The 16,579-nt window shown below is 69.0% G+C and carries 18 protein-coding genes and 1 tRNA gene; 8 read left to right on the forward strand and 11 right to left on the reverse strand.

Going from position 1 to position 16,579, the window contains the following annotated elements; all coding sequences use genetic code 11:
* Nucleotides 1-46: 46 nt before the first annotated feature.
* Nucleotides 47-520 (reverse strand): PPOX class F420-dependent oxidoreductase, encoded by a 474-nt coding sequence (locus CcI49_RS27085; RefSeq protein WP_076830561.1) that lies wholly within the window; start codon nucleotides 518-520, stop codon nucleotides 47-49.
* A 310-nt stretch (nucleotides 521-830) separates the two neighbouring features.
* On the opposite strand from CcI49_RS27085, the gene CcI49_RS27090 reads away from it, so the two are divergent.
* Nucleotides 831-903, forward strand: a tRNA-Lys gene (locus CcI49_RS27090).
* 902 nt (nucleotides 904-1,805) lie between these two features.
* Here the strand turns inward: CcI49_RS27090 and CcI49_RS27100 are convergent.
* A complete protein-coding gene (locus CcI49_RS27100; RefSeq protein ID WP_076830564.1) occupies nucleotides 1,806-2,204 on the reverse strand; it encodes a hypothetical protein in 399 nt (132 codons plus the stop codon).
* Between the two features lie 274 nt (nucleotides 2,205-2,478).
* Here CcI49_RS27100 and CcI49_RS41670 point away from each other — a divergent pair, with 274 nt between their 5' ends.
* Nucleotides 2,479-2,760 (forward strand): hypothetical protein, encoded by a 282-nt coding sequence (locus tag CcI49_RS41670; RefSeq protein ID WP_131831195.1) that lies wholly within the window; start codon nucleotides 2,479-2,481, stop codon nucleotides 2,758-2,760.
* A 310-nt stretch (nucleotides 2,761-3,070) separates the two neighbouring features.
* Here the strand turns inward: CcI49_RS41670 and CcI49_RS27110 are convergent, their stop codons facing one another.
* Complete coding sequence (locus CcI49_RS27110) at nucleotides 3,071-3,349, reverse strand: effector-associated domain EAD1-containing protein (protein WP_076830570.1); 279 nt, start codon at nucleotides 3,347-3,349, stop codon at nucleotides 3,071-3,073.
* A 259-nt stretch (nucleotides 3,350-3,608) separates the two neighbouring features.
* On the opposite strand from CcI49_RS27110, the gene CcI49_RS27115 reads away from it, so the two are divergent.
* From CcI49_RS27115 to CcI49_RS27125, 3 genes are all read left to right on the forward strand, one after another.
* Nucleotides 3,609-4,028 carry a hypothetical protein gene (locus tag CcI49_RS27115; protein ID WP_131831196.1) on the forward strand — a complete coding sequence of 140 codons (420 nt, stop codon included), beginning with the start codon at nucleotides 3,609-3,611 and terminating at the stop codon, nucleotides 4,026-4,028.
* Between the two features lie 377 nt (nucleotides 4,029-4,405).
* Complete coding sequence (locus tag CcI49_RS27120; RefSeq protein WP_076830577.1) at nucleotides 4,406-4,636, forward strand: antitoxin; 231 nt, start codon at nucleotides 4,406-4,408, stop codon at nucleotides 4,634-4,636.
* Nucleotides 4,633-5,040 (forward strand): type II toxin-antitoxin system VapC family toxin, encoded by a 408-nt coding sequence (locus CcI49_RS27125; RefSeq protein ID WP_083749738.1) that lies wholly within the window; start codon nucleotides 4,633-4,635, stop codon nucleotides 5,038-5,040. The genes CcI49_RS27120 and CcI49_RS27125 overlap by 4 nt, the downstream gene beginning before the upstream one ends.
* A 1,074-nt stretch (nucleotides 5,041-6,114) precedes the next feature.
* On the opposite strand, the gene CcI49_RS27130 is transcribed toward CcI49_RS27125, so the two are convergent.
* Nucleotides 6,115-6,414: a nucleotidyltransferase family protein gene (locus tag CcI49_RS27130; protein WP_076830665.1), complete on the reverse strand. Its 300-nt coding sequence runs from the start codon at nucleotides 6,412-6,414 to the stop codon at nucleotides 6,115-6,117.
* Nucleotides 6,415-6,556: 142 nt separating this feature from the next.
* Between CcI49_RS27130 and CcI49_RS27135 the strand changes: the two genes are divergently transcribed.
* A complete protein-coding gene (locus CcI49_RS27135) occupies nucleotides 6,557-7,372 on the forward strand; it encodes a class I SAM-dependent methyltransferase (protein WP_076830580.1) in 816 nt (271 codons plus the stop codon).
* 23 nt (nucleotides 7,373-7,395) lie between these two features.
* Here CcI49_RS27135 and CcI49_RS27140 read toward each other — a convergent pair whose 3' ends face one another.
* The 3 genes from CcI49_RS27140 to CcI49_RS27150 all read right to left on the reverse strand — a co-directional run bounded on the left by CcI49_RS27140 (nucleotide 7,396) and on the right by CcI49_RS27150 (nucleotide 10,560).
* A complete protein-coding gene (locus CcI49_RS27140) occupies nucleotides 7,396-8,646 on the reverse strand; it encodes a VWA-like domain-containing protein (RefSeq protein ID WP_076830583.1) in 1,251 nt (416 codons plus the stop codon).
* Nucleotides 8,643-9,956: a MoxR family ATPase gene (locus tag CcI49_RS27145; protein ID WP_083749739.1), complete on the reverse strand. Its 1,314-nt coding sequence runs from the start codon at nucleotides 9,954-9,956 to the stop codon at nucleotides 8,643-8,645. Before CcI49_RS27145 ends, CcI49_RS27140 begins: the two co-directional genes overlap by 4 nt.
* 94 nt (nucleotides 9,957-10,050) lie before the next feature.
* Complete coding sequence (locus CcI49_RS27150; protein ID WP_131831197.1) at nucleotides 10,051-10,560, reverse strand: hypothetical protein; 510 nt, start codon at nucleotides 10,558-10,560, stop codon at nucleotides 10,051-10,053.
* Nucleotides 10,561-11,344: 784 nt separating this feature from the next.
* On the opposite strand from CcI49_RS27150, the gene CcI49_RS27160 reads away from it, so the two are divergent.
* Nucleotides 11,345-12,193, forward strand: coding sequence for a nucleotidyltransferase domain-containing protein (locus CcI49_RS27160; protein ID WP_054564435.1), 849 nt, complete (start codon nucleotides 11,345-11,347; stop codon nucleotides 12,191-12,193).
* Between the two features lie 29 nt (nucleotides 12,194-12,222).
* Here CcI49_RS27160 and CcI49_RS27165 read toward each other — a convergent pair whose 3' ends face one another.
* The 3 genes from CcI49_RS27165 to CcI49_RS27175 all read right to left on the reverse strand — a co-directional run bounded on the left by CcI49_RS27165 (nucleotide 12,223) and on the right by CcI49_RS27175 (nucleotide 14,857).
* Complete coding sequence (locus CcI49_RS27165; RefSeq protein WP_076830589.1) at nucleotides 12,223-13,452, reverse strand: YibE/F family protein; 1,230 nt, start codon at nucleotides 13,450-13,452, stop codon at nucleotides 12,223-12,225.
* Between the two features lie 171 nt (nucleotides 13,453-13,623).
* Nucleotides 13,624-14,127, reverse strand: coding sequence for a GNAT family N-acetyltransferase (locus tag CcI49_RS27170; protein WP_235497522.1), 504 nt, complete (start codon nucleotides 14,125-14,127; stop codon nucleotides 13,624-13,626).
* 328 nt (nucleotides 14,128-14,455) lie between these two features.
* Nucleotides 14,456-14,857 carry a hypothetical protein gene (locus CcI49_RS27175; RefSeq protein WP_054564433.1) on the reverse strand — a complete coding sequence of 134 codons (402 nt, stop codon included), beginning with the start codon at nucleotides 14,855-14,857 and terminating at the stop codon, nucleotides 14,456-14,458.
* A 74-nt stretch (nucleotides 14,858-14,931) separates the two neighbouring features.
* On the opposite strand from CcI49_RS27175, the gene CcI49_RS27180 reads away from it, so the two are divergent.
* Entirely contained in the window at nucleotides 14,932-15,849 is a 918-nt protein-coding gene (locus CcI49_RS27180) for a hypothetical protein (protein ID WP_076830591.1), read from the forward strand.
* Between the two features lie 241 nt (nucleotides 15,850-16,090).
* Here CcI49_RS27180 and CcI49_RS27185 read toward each other — a convergent pair whose 3' ends face one another.
* The gene (locus CcI49_RS27185; protein ID WP_054564431.1) at nucleotides 16,091-16,390 is read right to left on the reverse strand and encodes a hypothetical protein; all 300 of its coding nucleotides are present in this window, start codon (nucleotides 16,388-16,390) and stop codon (nucleotides 16,091-16,093) included.
* Nucleotides 16,391-16,579: the final 189 nt, after the last annotated feature.

Below are 16,579 nucleotides of genomic sequence, written 5' to 3' on the forward strand. Positions count from 1 at the left end.
GGCTTCCGGACGGCGTTCCGCGGCTACCGGGACGGATACCCGGAGGTCAGTTCGTCCCGGCGAGCAGGTGAGGCGGGAAGCCGCCGCGGCTGATCGGCCCCCAGCGGTCGATCCGCAGCCGCAGCAGCACCTTGCCCTGGCGCCGCATCGCCTCGCGGTACTCCTCCCAGTCCGGATGCTCCCCGCTGATGCAGCGGTAGTACTCGACGAGTTCCTCCACCGCCGCCGKCTGATCCACCACCGTGATGCTTCCGTCGACCTGCACCCAGTCACCGCTGAACTCGTCCGACAGCACACAGACCGACGCCCGTTCGTCCCGGCGTGCGTTACGTGCCTTGGCACGATCGGGATAGGTCGAGATGACGATGTCGTCGGCCCTGTCCACACCCATGGTCACGGGCGACAACTGTGGCCTTCCGTCACTTCGGGTGGTGACGAGAATGCCATGGTGTCGAGGACGGACGAACTCGAGCAGAGCGGTCCGGTCGACAACGAGATCACGTGCGGCGGTCGGGCTCACGCGCCCGATGCTAACGCCGCCACCAGGCACCTTCGGTCAACCCGCGACCGCCCGCTCGCGCCCCGCGCCTCGTCCCGGCTGTCCCGCACCCGGGGGGAGCCGTCCTGGGGGCCGCCTGCGACTGCGCGCGTCCAGGCCCTCAACGATCGGCCAACCCCGGCGACACGCCGCACCCGGGCTGCACCCGGGGCCGGATCCGAGGCCGCCTGGGCCTCCGATCGACCGCCGACAAAATTGGTTGCCCCCTCGGCGTCAAACGCCCTGCGGGCCTGGTATGGTTGTCCACGTCGCCGCGGAAACGCGGAGGCATGCGCCGCTAGCTCAATTGGCAGAGCAGCGGACTCTTAATCCGCGGGTTCGGGGTTCAAGTCCCTGGCGGCGCACCCGTAGCTACCAGCGGTTTCGTCCATGTGGACGGAGCCGCTATTTCTTTCTGGCAGCCACAGGTGCGAACCCATGTCAGCCTTTCTCGTTTTCTCGTCTTGGCCTTCTTCGTCGTCTGCGGCCGGTGTTGTTTCTCCCCATAGCGCAGAGCCCATCCGGTCCGCTGCTTCCGTCGACAGTTCCGGCGCGACGTGGCTGTAGGTGCCGAGAGTCAGGCTGATCTGCGAGTGCCCGTGATCTCCATGACCACCCGCGGATGGACCTTCTCGCGAGCATCAGGCTCGCCATCGTGTGCCGAGCATCGTGGAGCCGAGCGGCGCGCACTCCGGCTTGTGAGTAGGTCCTGCCAGGCCCGGTGGTCGGCCCGCGAGTCGATCGGCCGTCCGTTCGGCTGGACGAACACGAGGTCATGTCCGTTGACCCACTCACCGTGGCCGCCCGACATTCGGCGCGTTGCGCGGAACGGTGGGCCCGCAGGCTCGCGCACAGGTTCTCCGGGATGACGATCGCCCGCCGACCGGCGCGGCTCTTCGGACGGACGATTACCCGGCCGCCGCCGGTACGATGAGGGCATCGGGCGCCAGGAACACCGCATGCTCACCGAGCCGCAACATCCGAGCGCCGGCAGGATCAAGGCCAGCCACGGCACAGGCAGCGGCCGGCACCRCCCGAGCCTCAGCCACCCCAAAGCCCACGACGTCCCCGCTACCGTCCGCCACGCCAGAACGCTAGCCGAGCGCTCACCGCCCGTCCGCCGAAGTGCAGAGCCCGCTGGACCGCAGTCAAGCATCAGGTGGGACCGGCACGTCAAGTATCACCCAGAACACGACAGCGACGAGCCGCGTGTCCAGTCCCACCACATGCTTGACGATTCCATCCCACCACATGTTCTACAAGGCGCCTAGCAGTCCTGAAGGACACGCTGCAGGTCCGCACCTGTCTGGACGATCACGGCGTCGTCATGAAGTTCCTCGGGAAGGTGCCGACGCTGGTCCTCGTGCGCGAGCAAGGTGGGACAGCCGGGGGCGAGTACTACGGCGTCGGCGAGGCCGATGAACTCGACAAGCATGTCGAGCACTCGACCCGCAGAGAACCGGGTGATCATCAGGCTTTCCAGCGTGTTTTCGGCAGGTGTGGCGTAGATGTCTGCTTCGCTGCCGTCGTCGGCACTGACGTGCCAGTATCTGTGTTGGTGCTCCCGACGGTCGATATGGGGGCCGAAGACAGCCAGGAAGGCCGTACGGGGCAACGGCGCCGCCTCGCGGCGCTCGAATCGCTGGACGAACATGTCGTAGCTCACGCATGCAGGCTAGGACTCCGTCCTAAAGGATCACGTCAAGCGCCAGGCGGGACCGAGATGTAAAACATCACCCGGGATCGGACAGGCGGCCGGGCCGCATCGTTGCCGAATCTCTCGTTTGAGATCAAGCGGCGCCACGCGACGGCTGCGCGCGGCCCTGGCGGGCCGTGCTCGCCGGCGCGTCGCTGGCAACTCGTAAGAGAGCAGGCATGGTGACGCCCCCGCGGGATCCTCCGCGGGGGCGTCCAACCTAAGTTGATCGCTATGAGCTGGTGTGGTGATGGCCGGCCGCGCCGCCGACAACGTGTCCGACAGTCTTGATTGTCGTACTCGTCAGCTCGTCGGAATGCTTGTCTCCGAACTTGCCGGCTGCATCTATTGCGTCCTCAACGGCATCGCCGACGGCGTCGAATCCGTCAGAGAACTTGCCACCGGACAGTGCCGTCGCCGCTCCGGCCACCGCTCCGACGCCGAGTGCTGGCAGACCGACGACGAAACCAGTCGTGGCCTCCGCTACGTGGCCCCAAAAGCTCTTCGCCACCTTGCCCCCTGCTGATGGATGAACGAACAAACCTTTTGATTGGGATTATGGAGATCATAGAACCCGATGTCCAGCAGGATGAGAGTAAGTAGGTGAAGATTGACTGAAAGATCCGAACCGCTGCCACCCAAGCCGATGATTCAGCGGACGGCGGTGGACACGGACAGAGCAGCCGGTCACCGTCCCGACGCACCAGACTGAAGCGGACCAGTGCTCCGACCGCCTCAGTCCACCCCCGCCTGTCCGCGGCAACCTCGCCGAGCGATCCGCCAAGCAGCGCGGGATGGCTGGTGAACAGGTCAAGCGGGATCGGCTCCGCGTCACATCACGCGCACACCTCCAACAGCTTCGCCGCCGCCGGCACCCCCACCCGCAGCCGCTCCACCGACCGCCCCCACACATCCTCGACCGCACGACCCGGCGCCTCTGCCAACAACTCCGCGTACTCCCCGGCCGGGGTGTCGGTCAGCACCGCGTTCGACGCACCCCACGGAAACCGACCCGCCGGAAACCCCGCCCGCTCCAGCACCGACCGCGCCGACCGCTCATCCGAGAACACCTCGGCCAGCGCACGCACCTGCTCACCGCTCAGACCCTCGACCACCGGCCACCCCCGCCAGGCCCCACCAGGACGACACGAGACGTCACCCAGACGAACATCGTCTCTCATCGGCTCGCGCTCGCCGTGTCAAGACGCCGCCAGGGAAGGGCCGCGCCGCGCGACGGCTGCGCGCGGCGCTGGCGCGTCGTGCTCGCCGGCGCGTCCCAGGCTGCCACCGATCGCATCGGGCCGCCGGTTGCCTGGCTGCAATGATGTGCAGGTGAGGTCTGCCCGGGCGCTGCCTACAGAGAACGCAGCGCAGGTGTTGCTTGCCAAGGTCGAGGCGCAGAGAACAGCTGCCCACGAACTCACCGTGCGGCAGGCGTGGGCCGTGTTCCTGGATTTCGCCGCCGTCCGCTTCGACGTCCCAGACGAGCCGAACGCCGACGGTCTGCTCTACCAGTTTGGGATCTTTGACTTCGGCGGTGGATCCGCGTTCCGCCTCGCGCCCGTTCGGCAGTTCGCCCGCTTCGACGATGACGAATACATCCAAGTGCACCTGGAGATTCAGTTCGCCCCAAGTGCCAATCTCGCCGCCCTCGGCAAGCATTCCGAGTGGTGGTTCTCCGATGACAGCATCGAGTTGAGCGATTGGACACGGGCCATCTCGCGTCGATCGGAATGGGCGATCCTGGACGAGCTCAATCCGACCATGATCAACATCTACCAAGACGAGACCTGAGTCGGCGGGCCTCTCGCTTCGCCGGCGCGATGAGCGTCCACGGCGGTCCTCGCCGCAGAGGGACCGCCCGGGTACGGCTCCAGAAGACGGCCTGGCCGCCGAAGCCGCGCCGCCTTCGCCCGACGGCCGCCGCCAGGTGTCCAGCGAGCTCGACCGAAGTCTGACCGCCGCCGACCTGCGGGCGGCTGCCGTGGCCTGGGAGGAGAACCTGGTCGCCTTCCCGAGCGGTGATTCCCCCTGGCGGCGGCTCCCTGTGGGAGAGCGGACGGCTGCGGCCATCCCTCGCGAGTTCGGACAGTGCGTTCGCATGGCACCTCGACCCGGCAGGGGTCGGCGGCTTGCTGCTGATCCGGCAGTGCTGCAGCTAGAATGCAGGCATGACCGCGATCACCATCCGCGATGTCCCGGACGGGACTCTGGACGCTCTCAAGGTCAAAGCCGCGCAGTCCGGTCGCAGCCTGCAGGCCTACCTTCTTGATCTGGTCACCAGAGACGCCCGGACTCCGCTTCTCTCGGACATGATGGCGCGGCTCGACCGGGAGACCCACTCCGACGTGTCCACCGGGGACATCCTCGCCGCGATCGACGAGGGCCGAGAGCGTCGGTGAACCGTCCCGAGGCCGTGATCGACTGCTCCGCCCTGGTCCGGACGCTGACCGACCGCAGTCCGGCTGGGCACGCGGTGCGCCGTCGGCTCGCCGGCCTCGCGTCGCTCGCGGCCCCAGGGCTCCTGGACTACGAGATGCTCTCAGCCCTCTTCGGGATGGTCCGTGGCCGCAGGATCAGCGAGCGGGAGGCGGAGAAGGCTGTCGGTGACTACCGACTTCTTCCGCTTGTGCGTCACGAGACGTTCGTCCTCTGGCCGCGAGTCCGCGACCTGCACCACAACCTCAGCGCCTACGATGCCCAGTATGTGGCCCTCGCGGAAGCGCTGAGCCTGCCATTGATTACCTGTGACACTCGGATCGAACGCGGGGGCGTTGCCCGATGCCCTGTCGAAGTCTTCGCCTGATGCCGTCGCTCCCGGCCCACAGGAGATCCCGGTGGAGTACGCCCTGCAGCTCGATTGTCCTGATCGGGGCCCGAGCGGACTCCTTCCGGCTTGGTGCGGGACACGTGGGTTTCACGGCCGGCGGGCAGGCGTCGAGGACCCGGGCGGGTGGGGGCGATGCCGGTCAATTCGCGGTCCTTCTTGTCTGAGGACTCTAAAGTTGTCTACAGGGGAGTAGATCGATTCCGGGAGGGCACACCGCCGATGCGTGGGCTCCGGGGTCGAGGGGCCTACGGTCATACAGCCTGCCTGATAGAGGGGTTCCCATGACGAGAACTGCTGAACGTAACAAGCTCTCCTCTCTCAAAGTTGACCGAATTCAACGCCAGGCTCGTCAGGCCGAGGATCTACTTCTGTCCATTGCGGATGTCGCCCTGGGCGATCTAGATTTTGATCAGGGCAGTGATTCGGTCGCGGAGATTCGCCTTATCCGTGGGGAAAAGATCAGAATTGAGTTCCGGGGTGAGAACAGGAGTTGCGGCGTCTACGAGGATCCCCCCGGAATCTGTCGTCCCTGTTGATGGAGTGCCGTGCGGCATCTCGCCGTCGATGAGCTGGCCAGGCACCCCTGCTGGCCAGCTCATCGACATAGGACGAGGCTGGACCCTTGACCGGCGGACGTCCACGGACGCCGGTGGACGAACCGCCGATGATCTCTGGCGTGCCGCGTTCCTGCGTCCAGCCGACGACTCCAGTGGCATGACGCAAGGCGACTACCCAGGTGTACAACCAAGGGGTGGATGTTGGGCCGAGTCCGCGGATGATCGACCACAGCACCAATCTCTTGCCCGCGCCTGGTCGCGCCTACGACGAGGATGCGCCGGACAGACAGGGTCCAGGGGGTTCCGTCGTCACAGCGACCGATCGGAGTTTGGGTGCCGCTCAGGCCGGGGTGGATGTGTCCGGCGGTCGGCGATGTGACCTAATACCGCGTCGCGGAGGATGCGGTCGGTTTCCCAGCGCTCCCGGTCCACATCTTCCATGTATTCCTGGACAGCGCGTGCGTTGTCCAGGAGATCGGCCAGATAGAGTTCGTTACGCCGCATACAGGACCTGGGCGTCGTGCAGTACCTCGTTGCGGATCAGCCGGTGCAGTCCGTCCTTGGCGACAAGGTCGACGGATCTGCCGAAAAGTGCCTCCAGGTCGTCTTGCAGGTCGAAATAGGACATGCCGAGATCGTTGCCCGGAGCCCGAACGTACAGAATATCGACGTCACTGGCTGGACTGGCGGAACCACGCGCCACCGAACCGAAGACCGCCAACTCGGCGATCCCATATTTATGGCACAGGGCGGCGATCTGGGGACGGAGCGCCCGGATCTCCTCCAAGGTCATGGTGCCGACCTCCCTCACTGGACGACGAGTCTGAGTTTATGACGATCAACTCTGCCTGCGCTGACCAGGCGGGGTTGGGACTCGTGAGGCCGAAGGCGCGGATGCGCGCCGGCTGTGTCGGCGTCGCTACAGTCTTTGCTCTGTGAGCGAGGCGCTGGAGCTGAACCGGGCGCGGTGGGACGAACTGGCTCGCTTGCACGGGCAGGACGACTACTACGACGTCGAAGGTTTCCTCGCCGGGCGGTGCGCGCTGTCCGTCCGGGAGCGGGACGAGGTGACGGCGGCCGTCGGGGCGCTGTCCGATGTCGATCTGCTCCATGTGCAATGCCACTTCGGGTTGGGCACCTTGTCCTGGGCACGGCTCGGTGCCCGCGTGACGGGGCTGGACTTCTCCGGTGTCGCGGTGGAGCGCGCCCGCGCCCTGGCCGCCGCGGCCGGGCTGGGCGCGCGGTTCGTCCAGGCGGACGCGCAGCGGCTGCCCAGCGACCTCGCCGCGTCGTTTGATCTGGTGGTCGCCTCCTACGGGGTGCTTCCCTGGATCTCGGACGTGGCGGCCTGGATGAACAGCGCGGCCACGGCTCTGCGCCCTGGTGGGGTCATGGTGCTGATCGACGGGCATCCGCTGACCCAGATGGTCGACACCGCCGAGCCGGTCCGGTTCGACTTTCCCTATCAGGGCGGCGCGGCGCACCGCCTGCCCTCGGCGACGTTCTATGCCAGCAGCGCGGCCCGCCTGCGGACCACGCACACCGTGCAGTACCCCCACGGGATGGGGGAGATCGTGACAGCCGCCGCGGCGGCCGGTCTGCGTGTCACCAGGCTCACCGAGTACCTCGACGCCGAAGGCCCTCAGGGGCGTCAGGAACTGATGGTCCGAGGGTCGGACGGCCGGTGGCGGCTGTTCCTCGCCGGGCAGGAGATCCCGGTGGAATACGCCCTGCACGCTCGATTGCCCTGACCGGTGCCGCGGAGGGTTGGAGATCATCTGCCGGGTCGGTCGCCGATCTGGACGAGGCGGGCCCAGGCTGGCGGGGCCTCGGGCACGTACTCGCTGTTCTCGGACCAGGCTCCGGGCCGGTCGAAGAGGCCGATCACGGTCCGACTGGGCGGGCGGCGCGGCCAGGGTGTCTGGCCGTCGGTGAGCGCGACGATGACGTCTGGCCGGTGTCGGAGTGCCGCGGCGAAGCCGGCTCGCAGGTCCGTCCCGCCGCCGCCCACGAGCGGGAGATCCTCTTCGCGGCACAGCGTCGTGACCGCGCCGGCCGCGGCGTCGCAGGGCACGACCAGGACACTGTCGCGCCGGCCGCCGACGGCTCGGCCGATCGCGGCGATCTCGAGCAGCGCGCTGCCCAGTTCGGTGTCGCTGACGGAGCCGGAGGTGTCCACGACGACGGCCACCCGGGGCGGCACGCGGCGCAGGCTCGGCGCGATGACTCCTGGCAGCGCGGCGGCGCGCCGGGAGGGACGGGTGTAGGTGTAGTCGTCGCCAGCGCCCGCGCCGGAGATGGCTGCCCGTAGCGCCGCGCCGAGGAGGGCCCGCCAGGGCTGGGCCGGGTGTGTGACCTGTTCGGCCCAGCGCCGCCACCCCGCCGGCATGGTCCCTGGCGCGCCGATGATGCCGCGGGCGACTCGATGGCGGACGAGGTCGCGTTCCTGTTCGCTCAGGCCGTGTGCGCCGTCCGGGCCGAGTTCCCAGGGGCGGTCGAGCCCGTCTGCTCCGGAGCCGCAGTCCAGCCAGGCGAGGGTCCGGCTGTAGGTGGTCAGCCGGAAGCCGGCGAGGTACTCCTCCATCAACTGGCCCGGCGGGTGCCGCAGCCATTCCGGGTCGACGCAGTCCAGGGGCCGGGCGAGGCCGTCGCCGTAGATGTCGTCGTTGATCTCGCAGTCGGCGGCGATGTTCATCCGCAGCCGTTCGGCGGGGCTGTCCTCGCCGTGTTCGGCGATGTAACGGTCGCTGCGGCCGTGGTGGTCGCGCAGCAGGTGGGAGATCTCGTGCACCCAGACACCGGCGAGCTGGTCCACCGGCGTCTCGGTGACGAACCGTGGGGAGATGTAGCAGCGCCAGTGCCGGTCGACACCCATTGTCGGAACCCGCCAGGACGGAACGGGGCAGAGCGCGAAGAGTGCCGTCGCGAGGTAGGGCCGTACCTGGGCCGCGTGCAGCCTGGCGGCGAAGAGCTTCTCGCCGTCGATGGCCGCGGCGGGGTCCGGGACGGGGCGCGGGGCGTTCATCGGCGTCCCCGGGTGGGGGAGTCGGTGAGGGAGTCGACGCGCCGGCGCAGCGCGACGACCCCGTTGAAGCGGTCGATCGCCTCGGGAAGGTCCCAGTCGGGCTGGCGCAGCGCGGCGAGGGTCGAGGCGGGGACGACGAGAAGGTCCGGGGCGCCGGTGTCCAGGGCGTGGGCGAGCACTGCCCAGGCGGCGTCCCAGCGGCTCCTGTCGGGTTGGCGGCGGACGGCGTCGACGACGGCGTCGAGCACGGCCTGTCGCAGGTCGCCCCGGTCGGGCAGGTCAGCCGCGGTCGGGTCGGCGAGCAGGGTCTCCGGGTCGGGAAGGTCGAGCCGGTCGAGACTGGCGAGCAGCTCCAGCCCGGGACCGTCACCGACGGTGCCACGGACCAGTAGCGAGAGCGCGTCTCGGGAGGCGTTGGCGGCGGTGGCGAAGGCGACGAGGCGCAGCGTCATCTCCCAGCTGCGTGGCGACGGCCAGGCCCCGCCGCGCCGGGTCTCACCGTCCGGGAGCTTGTGGACGAGCTTCGGGCGGGTGGTCAGCAGGCCGCAAACGGCGCGACGGGCGTAGGCTACCGCGCCGGGGAGCCGGTCCGGGTCGAGCCGCGGGAGGACCGCGCGTGGCCAGGTGCCGCCGAGGCCGCGGACGACGACACCGGCGTCGTGGACCCAGGGCAGGTGGACGAACCGGTTGCCGAGCGGCGCGCTGAGATCCCAGCCGTCGGCCGCGGACGCCTTCGGGTTGGCGGCGGCGATGATCCGCACCCCTGGGGGCAGCCTCAGCGCGCCGACCCTGCGCTCCAGCACGAGGCGCAGCAGCGCGGCCTGTACGGCCGGCGGGGCGGTCGAGAGCTCGTCGAGGAACAGCAGGCCGCGGCCCTCCCGGACGAGCCGCACCGCCCAGTCCGGCGGTGCCAGCGGCACTCCATGGACGGCGGGGTCCTCGCCTACGACCGGCAGCCCGGAGAAGTCCGATGGCTCGTGCACGCTGGCGATCACCGTGGTCAGCGGCAGGTCGAGGGCCTCGGCAAGCTGGGTGATCGCCGAGGTCTTGCCGATCCCCGGCTCACCCCAGAGCAGGACCGGAAGATCCGCGGCGACGGCGAGCATCAGCGCCTCGAGCTGGGGGTCGGGGCGCGGTTCGGTGGATGTTTCGGACAGGAACGCGATCAGCTCGTCGGCCACCGCGAGCGGGTCGGGGGTGCGTGGCTGCGCGCTGTCGTGGACGGCATCGAAGGACAGCGTGGCCAGCGGAATCAGGGGTTCGTTGCCGTCGGGCTTGTTCTCGTCGGGCAGGGTGGCGGTCATGGGCATGCGTCATCACCTGGCGGGTGTGCGGGCGCGGCTGTCGGCCGCGCGAAGCTTGTAAGGGGTCGCGGGCAGTGGCCCGCCGTGCGGTGACCTGTGGTCAGCGGGAAGGTCGGGCGTGTGCCCGGCGCGCCCGGCGGTCGGGGCGGTTGGGGCGCCCGTGCGCGCTCGATGGCCAGGATCTGCCGGTGACCCTCCAGGTCGCTGGGCGGGGGAGGGAAGTGTGCGGCGCCGCGCCGAACAGGTCGACGCCGTCCGGAGCAGCGTCCTGCGGATCACCCGGAACGCCGTCGGCAGGGACTGTCAGACGAAGTGCCTGGTCGAGCACCCGGACGCACGGCAGCGGCGCGCCGGTCAGCTCGGCGAGAAGCCGTTCACGGCGGAGTTCCGCCGGACCATGGTCGAGCGCGACCGGCAACCCGTCCACCAGGACGATCAGGTGCGGGGTGCCTCGGCAGTCCACGTGCCAGACAGTCCCCGAGGTTGGACCGAGGTGCTCCTCGGCGCCCTCGCGGGCATTCGCGATCTCGACGGGGGGCGGCGGCGCGGAACGGTCACGCGCGGGCCACAGCAGATCGGACGGGAAGGTGCCGGTCACAGGCGAGTGCATCAGCACTCACCTTCGGTGAACCAGGCCCCCAATCCGTGCTTGGAGGTAGTCATCGCGGCGTAGCGTACCGCCAGCCATGCGGCGGCGGTCAAGACCCCGCCCGCGGCCGGGTCCGCTCGGGTCGGAGACCCGTGAGCGCTACTCCAGATCACGCAACGAAAACGCCTGGGTGTCATTGATGCCCTTGCGGGCAGCCTCCGCCTGTTGCGCCCGCACCTCAGCTTTTCTTCGCGGCCGATATCTCGGCTCTCTGCCGCATCCACATGTCTGGAATCCCTCGTAGCGCAGGCCGGACCCGAGCACGGCCGCGACCGCCGCCCATCCCTCGTCATCTGTTCTGCGAGGCGCCGCGAAGTCATGACCCGCAAACACCATCGGCGCACGGCACCGCGTGCAGAGGTGCTCCGCACTGTCCCACCGGGACTTGTGAGACTGCCGGCAGCGCACACAGACGTAATGAACCTTGTAGGGCTGCTGTGCGTACCGGCACACCGCGCGATCGTATCAGTCAAGATTCCAGAAGTCGCTCATAATTTCGCTGCGGCGCCGCTGGCTCGCGGACCACGACATTTTCGAAGAGCCCACCTGGTCAGGCTCCGAGGGAAATTCAATCGACCGTCCGCCTGCCCCATGGCAGGCTGCACCCATGGCGATCTTCCACGCAGCGGATCTCCATTTCGGTCACCGCGGGGCTGTCGAGCGTCGCTGCCGGCAGTGGAAAAACATCGACGAACACGACGCCCCGAAGCGACGATCGCTCTGCTACTGAACGGAAACACTGACGATGGTCCGCTCTGACGCCCGTCCGAACGTCGACTACGGCCCTGGGGAGGTCGCCCGCGAAAACGAGATCCTCCGCGGCCTGGTCGGCTCCACACTTCACGGCACCGCGCTGGACGGCCAGGACGACCGGGACGAGATGGGGATCTCGATCGAACCCCCGGCGTACGCCCTCGGCCTGCACGCCGTGGATGTGCACAACGGGTCGACCGACGACTCGTTCACCCGCTACGTGTTCCGCACCCAGCCGGAAGGCGCCCGCTCGGGCCCCGGCGACACCGATCTGGTGATCTACAGCCTGCGACGGTGGCTGAGCCTCGCCGTCTCCGGGAACCCGTCGGTGCTCCTGCTGTTCTGGGTGCCCGACGACGCCCTGATCGTCCGCACCGAGGAGGGGGACCGGCTGCGCGCGCTCGCCCCCGCGGTGGTGTCGCAGCAGGCCGGCGAGCGGTTTCTCCGCTACCTGAGGAACCAGGCCGAACGCATGGACGGCCTGGGCCGGCGCAACCGGGTTCCGAACCGTCCGGAGCTCGTCGCCGCCCACGGCTATGACACGAAATACGCCGCGCAGGCCCTCCGCCTGGGCCTGCAGGGGTTCGAGCTGATGACCACCGGCCGGCTGTCCCTGCCTATGCGGGACGAGGACCGTGAGCAGGTGATGGCCATCCGCCGCGGCGACGTAGACAAGGCCACCGCCCGCGAAATGATCGACATGGTGGCGCGAGACCTCGCCGACCTGCTCGACAGCCCGGATCTCCCCGCGTCGTCCCCGCTTCCGCTGCGGCCGGACCTCGACGCGGTCAACGACTACCTCGCCCAGGCACACCGCCGGGCCTGGGGATGGGCCGCCTGAGCACGCTTCTGGGTGGGCTGGACGGCCGGTCATCGACGGCGGGTGAGGGGTTGGGTGTCGGCATCGAGGTGACCGCCGCTGGCCGGGTCGGCTGTATCCGCGTCGGTCGGCGGTGGGGATTCCGGGCTTGGCGGTAGCGGGCGTCGTGATGCGGCCAGGGCGGCGATGGCGGTGGTGAGGGGGACCGAGGCGACCAGGGCGACGGTGCCGGCGGCGGTTCGCACGATCTCGGCCYCGACGAGATCGGTGCCGGCCAGGTCCGTGCTGCTGCGGTCGGCGAGGGTGAACAGGAGCAGGGTCGGCAGGGCGGCACCGGCGTAGGCGAGCACCAGGGTGTAGACGCTGGAGGCGATGTGGTCGCGTCCGACCCGCATCCCGGAGCGGTACAGGTGCCGCAGCGAGGCGTGCGGGGCCGCCTCGGAAACCTCCCAGACCGCGGCGGCCTGCGTGATCGTCATGTCGTTGATCAGGCCGAGTGAGCCGATGATGACACTGGCGAGCACGAGGCCTGGCAGGCTCAGCTGCCCGGCGAACGCCTTGAGCATCACGTCCTCGTCGGAGCCGAGCCCGGTGATGTGGGCGAACCTGATCGCCAGTGCACCGAAGGCGCCGGCCAGGGCCATGCTGGCCAGGGTTCCCAGCAGTGCGGCGGTCGTGCGGGCCGAGACACCGTGGGCGAGGTAGAGCAGGACGATGACCAGGGCGGCGCCGGTGGTCAGGGCGACCGCGACGGGAGGATGCCCGTCGAGCAGGGACGGCAACGTGAACTCGACGATCACGAGATAGCTGAGGACGAGGCCGGCGAGTGCCGCCAGCCCGCGCCAACGGGCGACCGCGACGACCACGGCGGCGGCGAGGAACGCGATCCAGCCGATGGGGGCGGAGCGCTGGAAGTCCGCGACATAGTAGGTCGCCTGGCCCGCGATGTTCGTCGTGGCGGCGAGACGGACCTCGTCCCCGGCCTTCAGGACCGGGCCGGTGGGGTCGACGAGGGTGTCGAGATGGACCCGGGCGTCGGCTTCCGGCGCATCGTCCAGGACGGCGTCGATCTGGTCGCAGGTCCCCTGCGGCGTCCCGGTGCCGACCAGGTCGGGGCAGGGCCCCCGGCCGGCGCGTTCGATGGTGGCGTCGACGAGCTGGCCGGCACCGCCGACCAGACCACGCAGATCCTCCGGCGTCTCGTGGGCGCCGCCAGACGGCCAGAGCATCACCACACCGGCACCTGTGAGGATCAGGAACAGCGTGACCGCCACCGCCATGACGATCGTGGCTGGCCGCGACGTCTCACCGGTTCCGGCTCCGCCGCCTCCGCCGTGGTGATGCCCATGTCCCATAGGCCCGAGTGTGGCCCTTTAGTCCGGCCGCCCCGCCGTCCGACCATCTGAAGGGCGGTGGCGGTGGCCAGGCTGTTCCGCGTAAAGATCGTCTGGTCAACGGGTTGGTCGACTGAGGTGAAGGGCCTCCTCTCCGTTCCTCATGCGTGCCACGCGGCCACTCGGGACGAATCCAACGCGACGATAGAGGCGCTGGGCTGCACGGTTGGTGGTTCCGGTCCACAGCTGAAGGCGGCGGTATCCGCTACCGCGAGCATGGTCCACGAGGGCTCGGAGGAGGCTTTCACCCATTCGCTGCCCCCAGAAGCCGGGATCAACGAAGACCATCGAGATGTGACACAGTTCTTCCAGCTCGGGACCTTGCCCGTCGTCTTCCCGGCCCGTCTCGGCCAGAAGCATGCCGAGAATTTCTGTTCCATCCTCGGCGACGAACAGCAGGGCGTCTGGGGCGGCGAGCTTCGCGTGAACCCTGGCGACGCGGGCGACATCAGGTGGGCGGCCACGAGCGGTATTCGCCCTCTGCCACACCTCCAGGGCGGCGGGAAGATCTTCGCCGCGTGCGTGGCGGACGGTGATCGGCGCCCGGCTCGGAATGCCCATGGCACCATGATTGCGGGTCGGGCCTTCTTGCCCGGCGTCCGCTCGGCTGGTGCCACAATGGATCGGTGGGGAAACGGCAGCCGCGGAACCGGGTACTCGGTGACCGGCTGTGGGATGACGCGGGGCGGGAGTGGCGTCGCGAGCGATGGGCCGAGGCTGACGAGGTGGAGCGCCGACTCGTCGACGCGCGCACCGTACTTTTACACGGGTTCCACCGCCCGTTGCGGTGGCTTACTCCGGTCGACGCGTCCGAGCGCTGGGAGCGGATGCGGCACCATTTCGACGTTCCGGGGCGATACGGCGCGCGGGGCGACGCCGACGGCCTGACCTACGCGGCCGCGGTGTGGCGCCGTGGCGATGAGCAGCTCCTGGGCTTCGAGTCGTTCTGCTGAGGAGCCGATGCGCACAGGCGCAGGCCCTCGTCAACGCGGCGGCGGGCCGTACACGGATCACGACCCAGCCGGCCGGCCAGCCGTTCCATCCGCTCGTGCAGGAACTTCTGGGCGGCCTGGTCGTGCAGCGCGAACGCGGCGAGCACCGCGAGCCGCAGGTCGCCGGGCAGCCGCTCACACTGTCCGATCAGAGCACGGACCAGTTTCTCCCGCAGCTGCCCCGGGGAATCATGGTCTGCGATGCCACAGAACAGCCGGAGCCTGGGCCCGGTCCGAGCCGGGAGGTCGTCCGAGCGCGCCCCGCGCCCTCGGCGCAGCTCCCGCAGCTTCTCCACCATCGCCAGGGTCTCGCTACCCGTGGGACTCTCCCACTGATGCCTGCCAACGACAGCCTGTGCGGAGACCGGCCCCGGTGAGCGTCACCCCCGGTCTCCCCGGCACACAGCTGATTCTGCTCTACCGGCGGGCGGGGGGCCTGAACACCGAGATCGACCCACGCGAGAACGCCCTGCGGGTCGACTCGCGATGGCTGCTACACCCCGGCATGGTTTTCGGCTTTGGTCGGGCTCCTGCCGGCGTCGACCTCGCGGCCACGCTGCTGACCCCGGAGGGCTCTCTCGAGCCGTCCATGCCCCGGCTGGCGGGACGGATCAGTCAGGCAGGCGGCGGGTGGGCGGTTACCAACTGCTCGACCACCGCCACGAAGCTCCTGCTGACAGCACCCGGGCTGCATCGGGAGATCACCCCGTTCAGCCCGCCGGAGCTGCTTCCCCGCTCCCGTCAGTGGCTGACGCTGCGTTCCCCCGACGGGGATGTGGAACATCGTTTCCARCTGATCGTGCAGTTGGTCGCGCCATGCCGGACACCGATCTCCCCGGGGGTGCGTTCTGAGCCGTCGGGGCCCGGCGACGATGCGGCCTCCCCTGTCACGGCAGTCGCTCCAGCCGTCGGCGTGATCGCCGGTACCGCCGCCACGACGACCGCCGCGGCACCTGATCCGGACTGGTCGGCGGGCGATGTCCGTACCCTCGCCGCCTACTGCTACCCCGAGCTGCGGGGCCTGCCGCCGCGGTCGCGGGACCGCACTCATCAGACCCTGCGCCTGCTGGACCGGCCGTCCGACCAGACGAACGAGGAGTGGCTCGAACGGCAGCTCGTCCGTCTGCGGCGGGACGCGGGGCAGCGGATCGGGGTGGACCTGCATGGCGAGCATCACACACCGGTATTCGTCAACTACGTGGTGGAGCATCGGATGCTGTTGGGTTCGGCGCTGAGCTCCCTGGAGGACCGCTTCATGGCCGCCCGAGGTGCTGTCGAGCGGCCGGAGTAGGTCCGGGGGGCAGCCCCCGCATCGCGGTCATTTTCCGAGGAAACGATTCCTCCGGCTGCTTTCCTTTGGAATATGGAAACCGAATAGATTTGTACCTGCCGGCTGTCCGGCCGAAGGGCATGCGGACGGCATCGAGCGAAAGGGGCAGTGTCGCCGAAGGTGAGGCCGTCGGTGCGGCGTAGCCGCTGTTGGGGTCGCGCCGCACCGTCCGCTGGTATCTCCGTGCTTTCCCTGGGTGGGCTCAGCCCACGCGGGTTCCGGTGAACGACATCCCGGGCATGATGCCGGGCTTCGCCTTGCCCGTCATCGTGTCGCCGCTGACGGTGGCCGTCGACTTGAGGGTGAGCTTCATCGGGGAGGTGACCGCGACCGACCAGGAGATCTTGTCACCGTCGACCCGGCCGTCGGTGATCTCGAGTGTCGTGCCGTCCTGAACCATGGAGCCCGTGAATCCGGAGCCGGTGCTCGTGATCGTGAGCTCACCCTTCTGCTCGCCGATCGGTGATGAAAGAATGATTTCCCAGCGTCCGTCGATGCTCATGTGCGCCCGCTCCTTCGCCGTTGGAACAGCTGACAGCGCTTTATATCGCCTTCGGTTGGGCGCGCGCCCAAATCGGCACCTGAATAGCCGGGAATCGGGTGGCCGGCCGGCCGGTTGGTACTCGGATAATCCCTCCGCGGCTCCGCGGCTCCGCGGCTCCGCGGCTCCGCGGCTCCGCGGCTCCGCGGC

Source organism: Frankia sp. CcI49, assembly GCF_001983215.1.
Lineage (GTDB): Bacteria > Actinomycetota > Actinomycetes > Frankiales > Frankiaceae > Parafrankia > Parafrankia irregularis.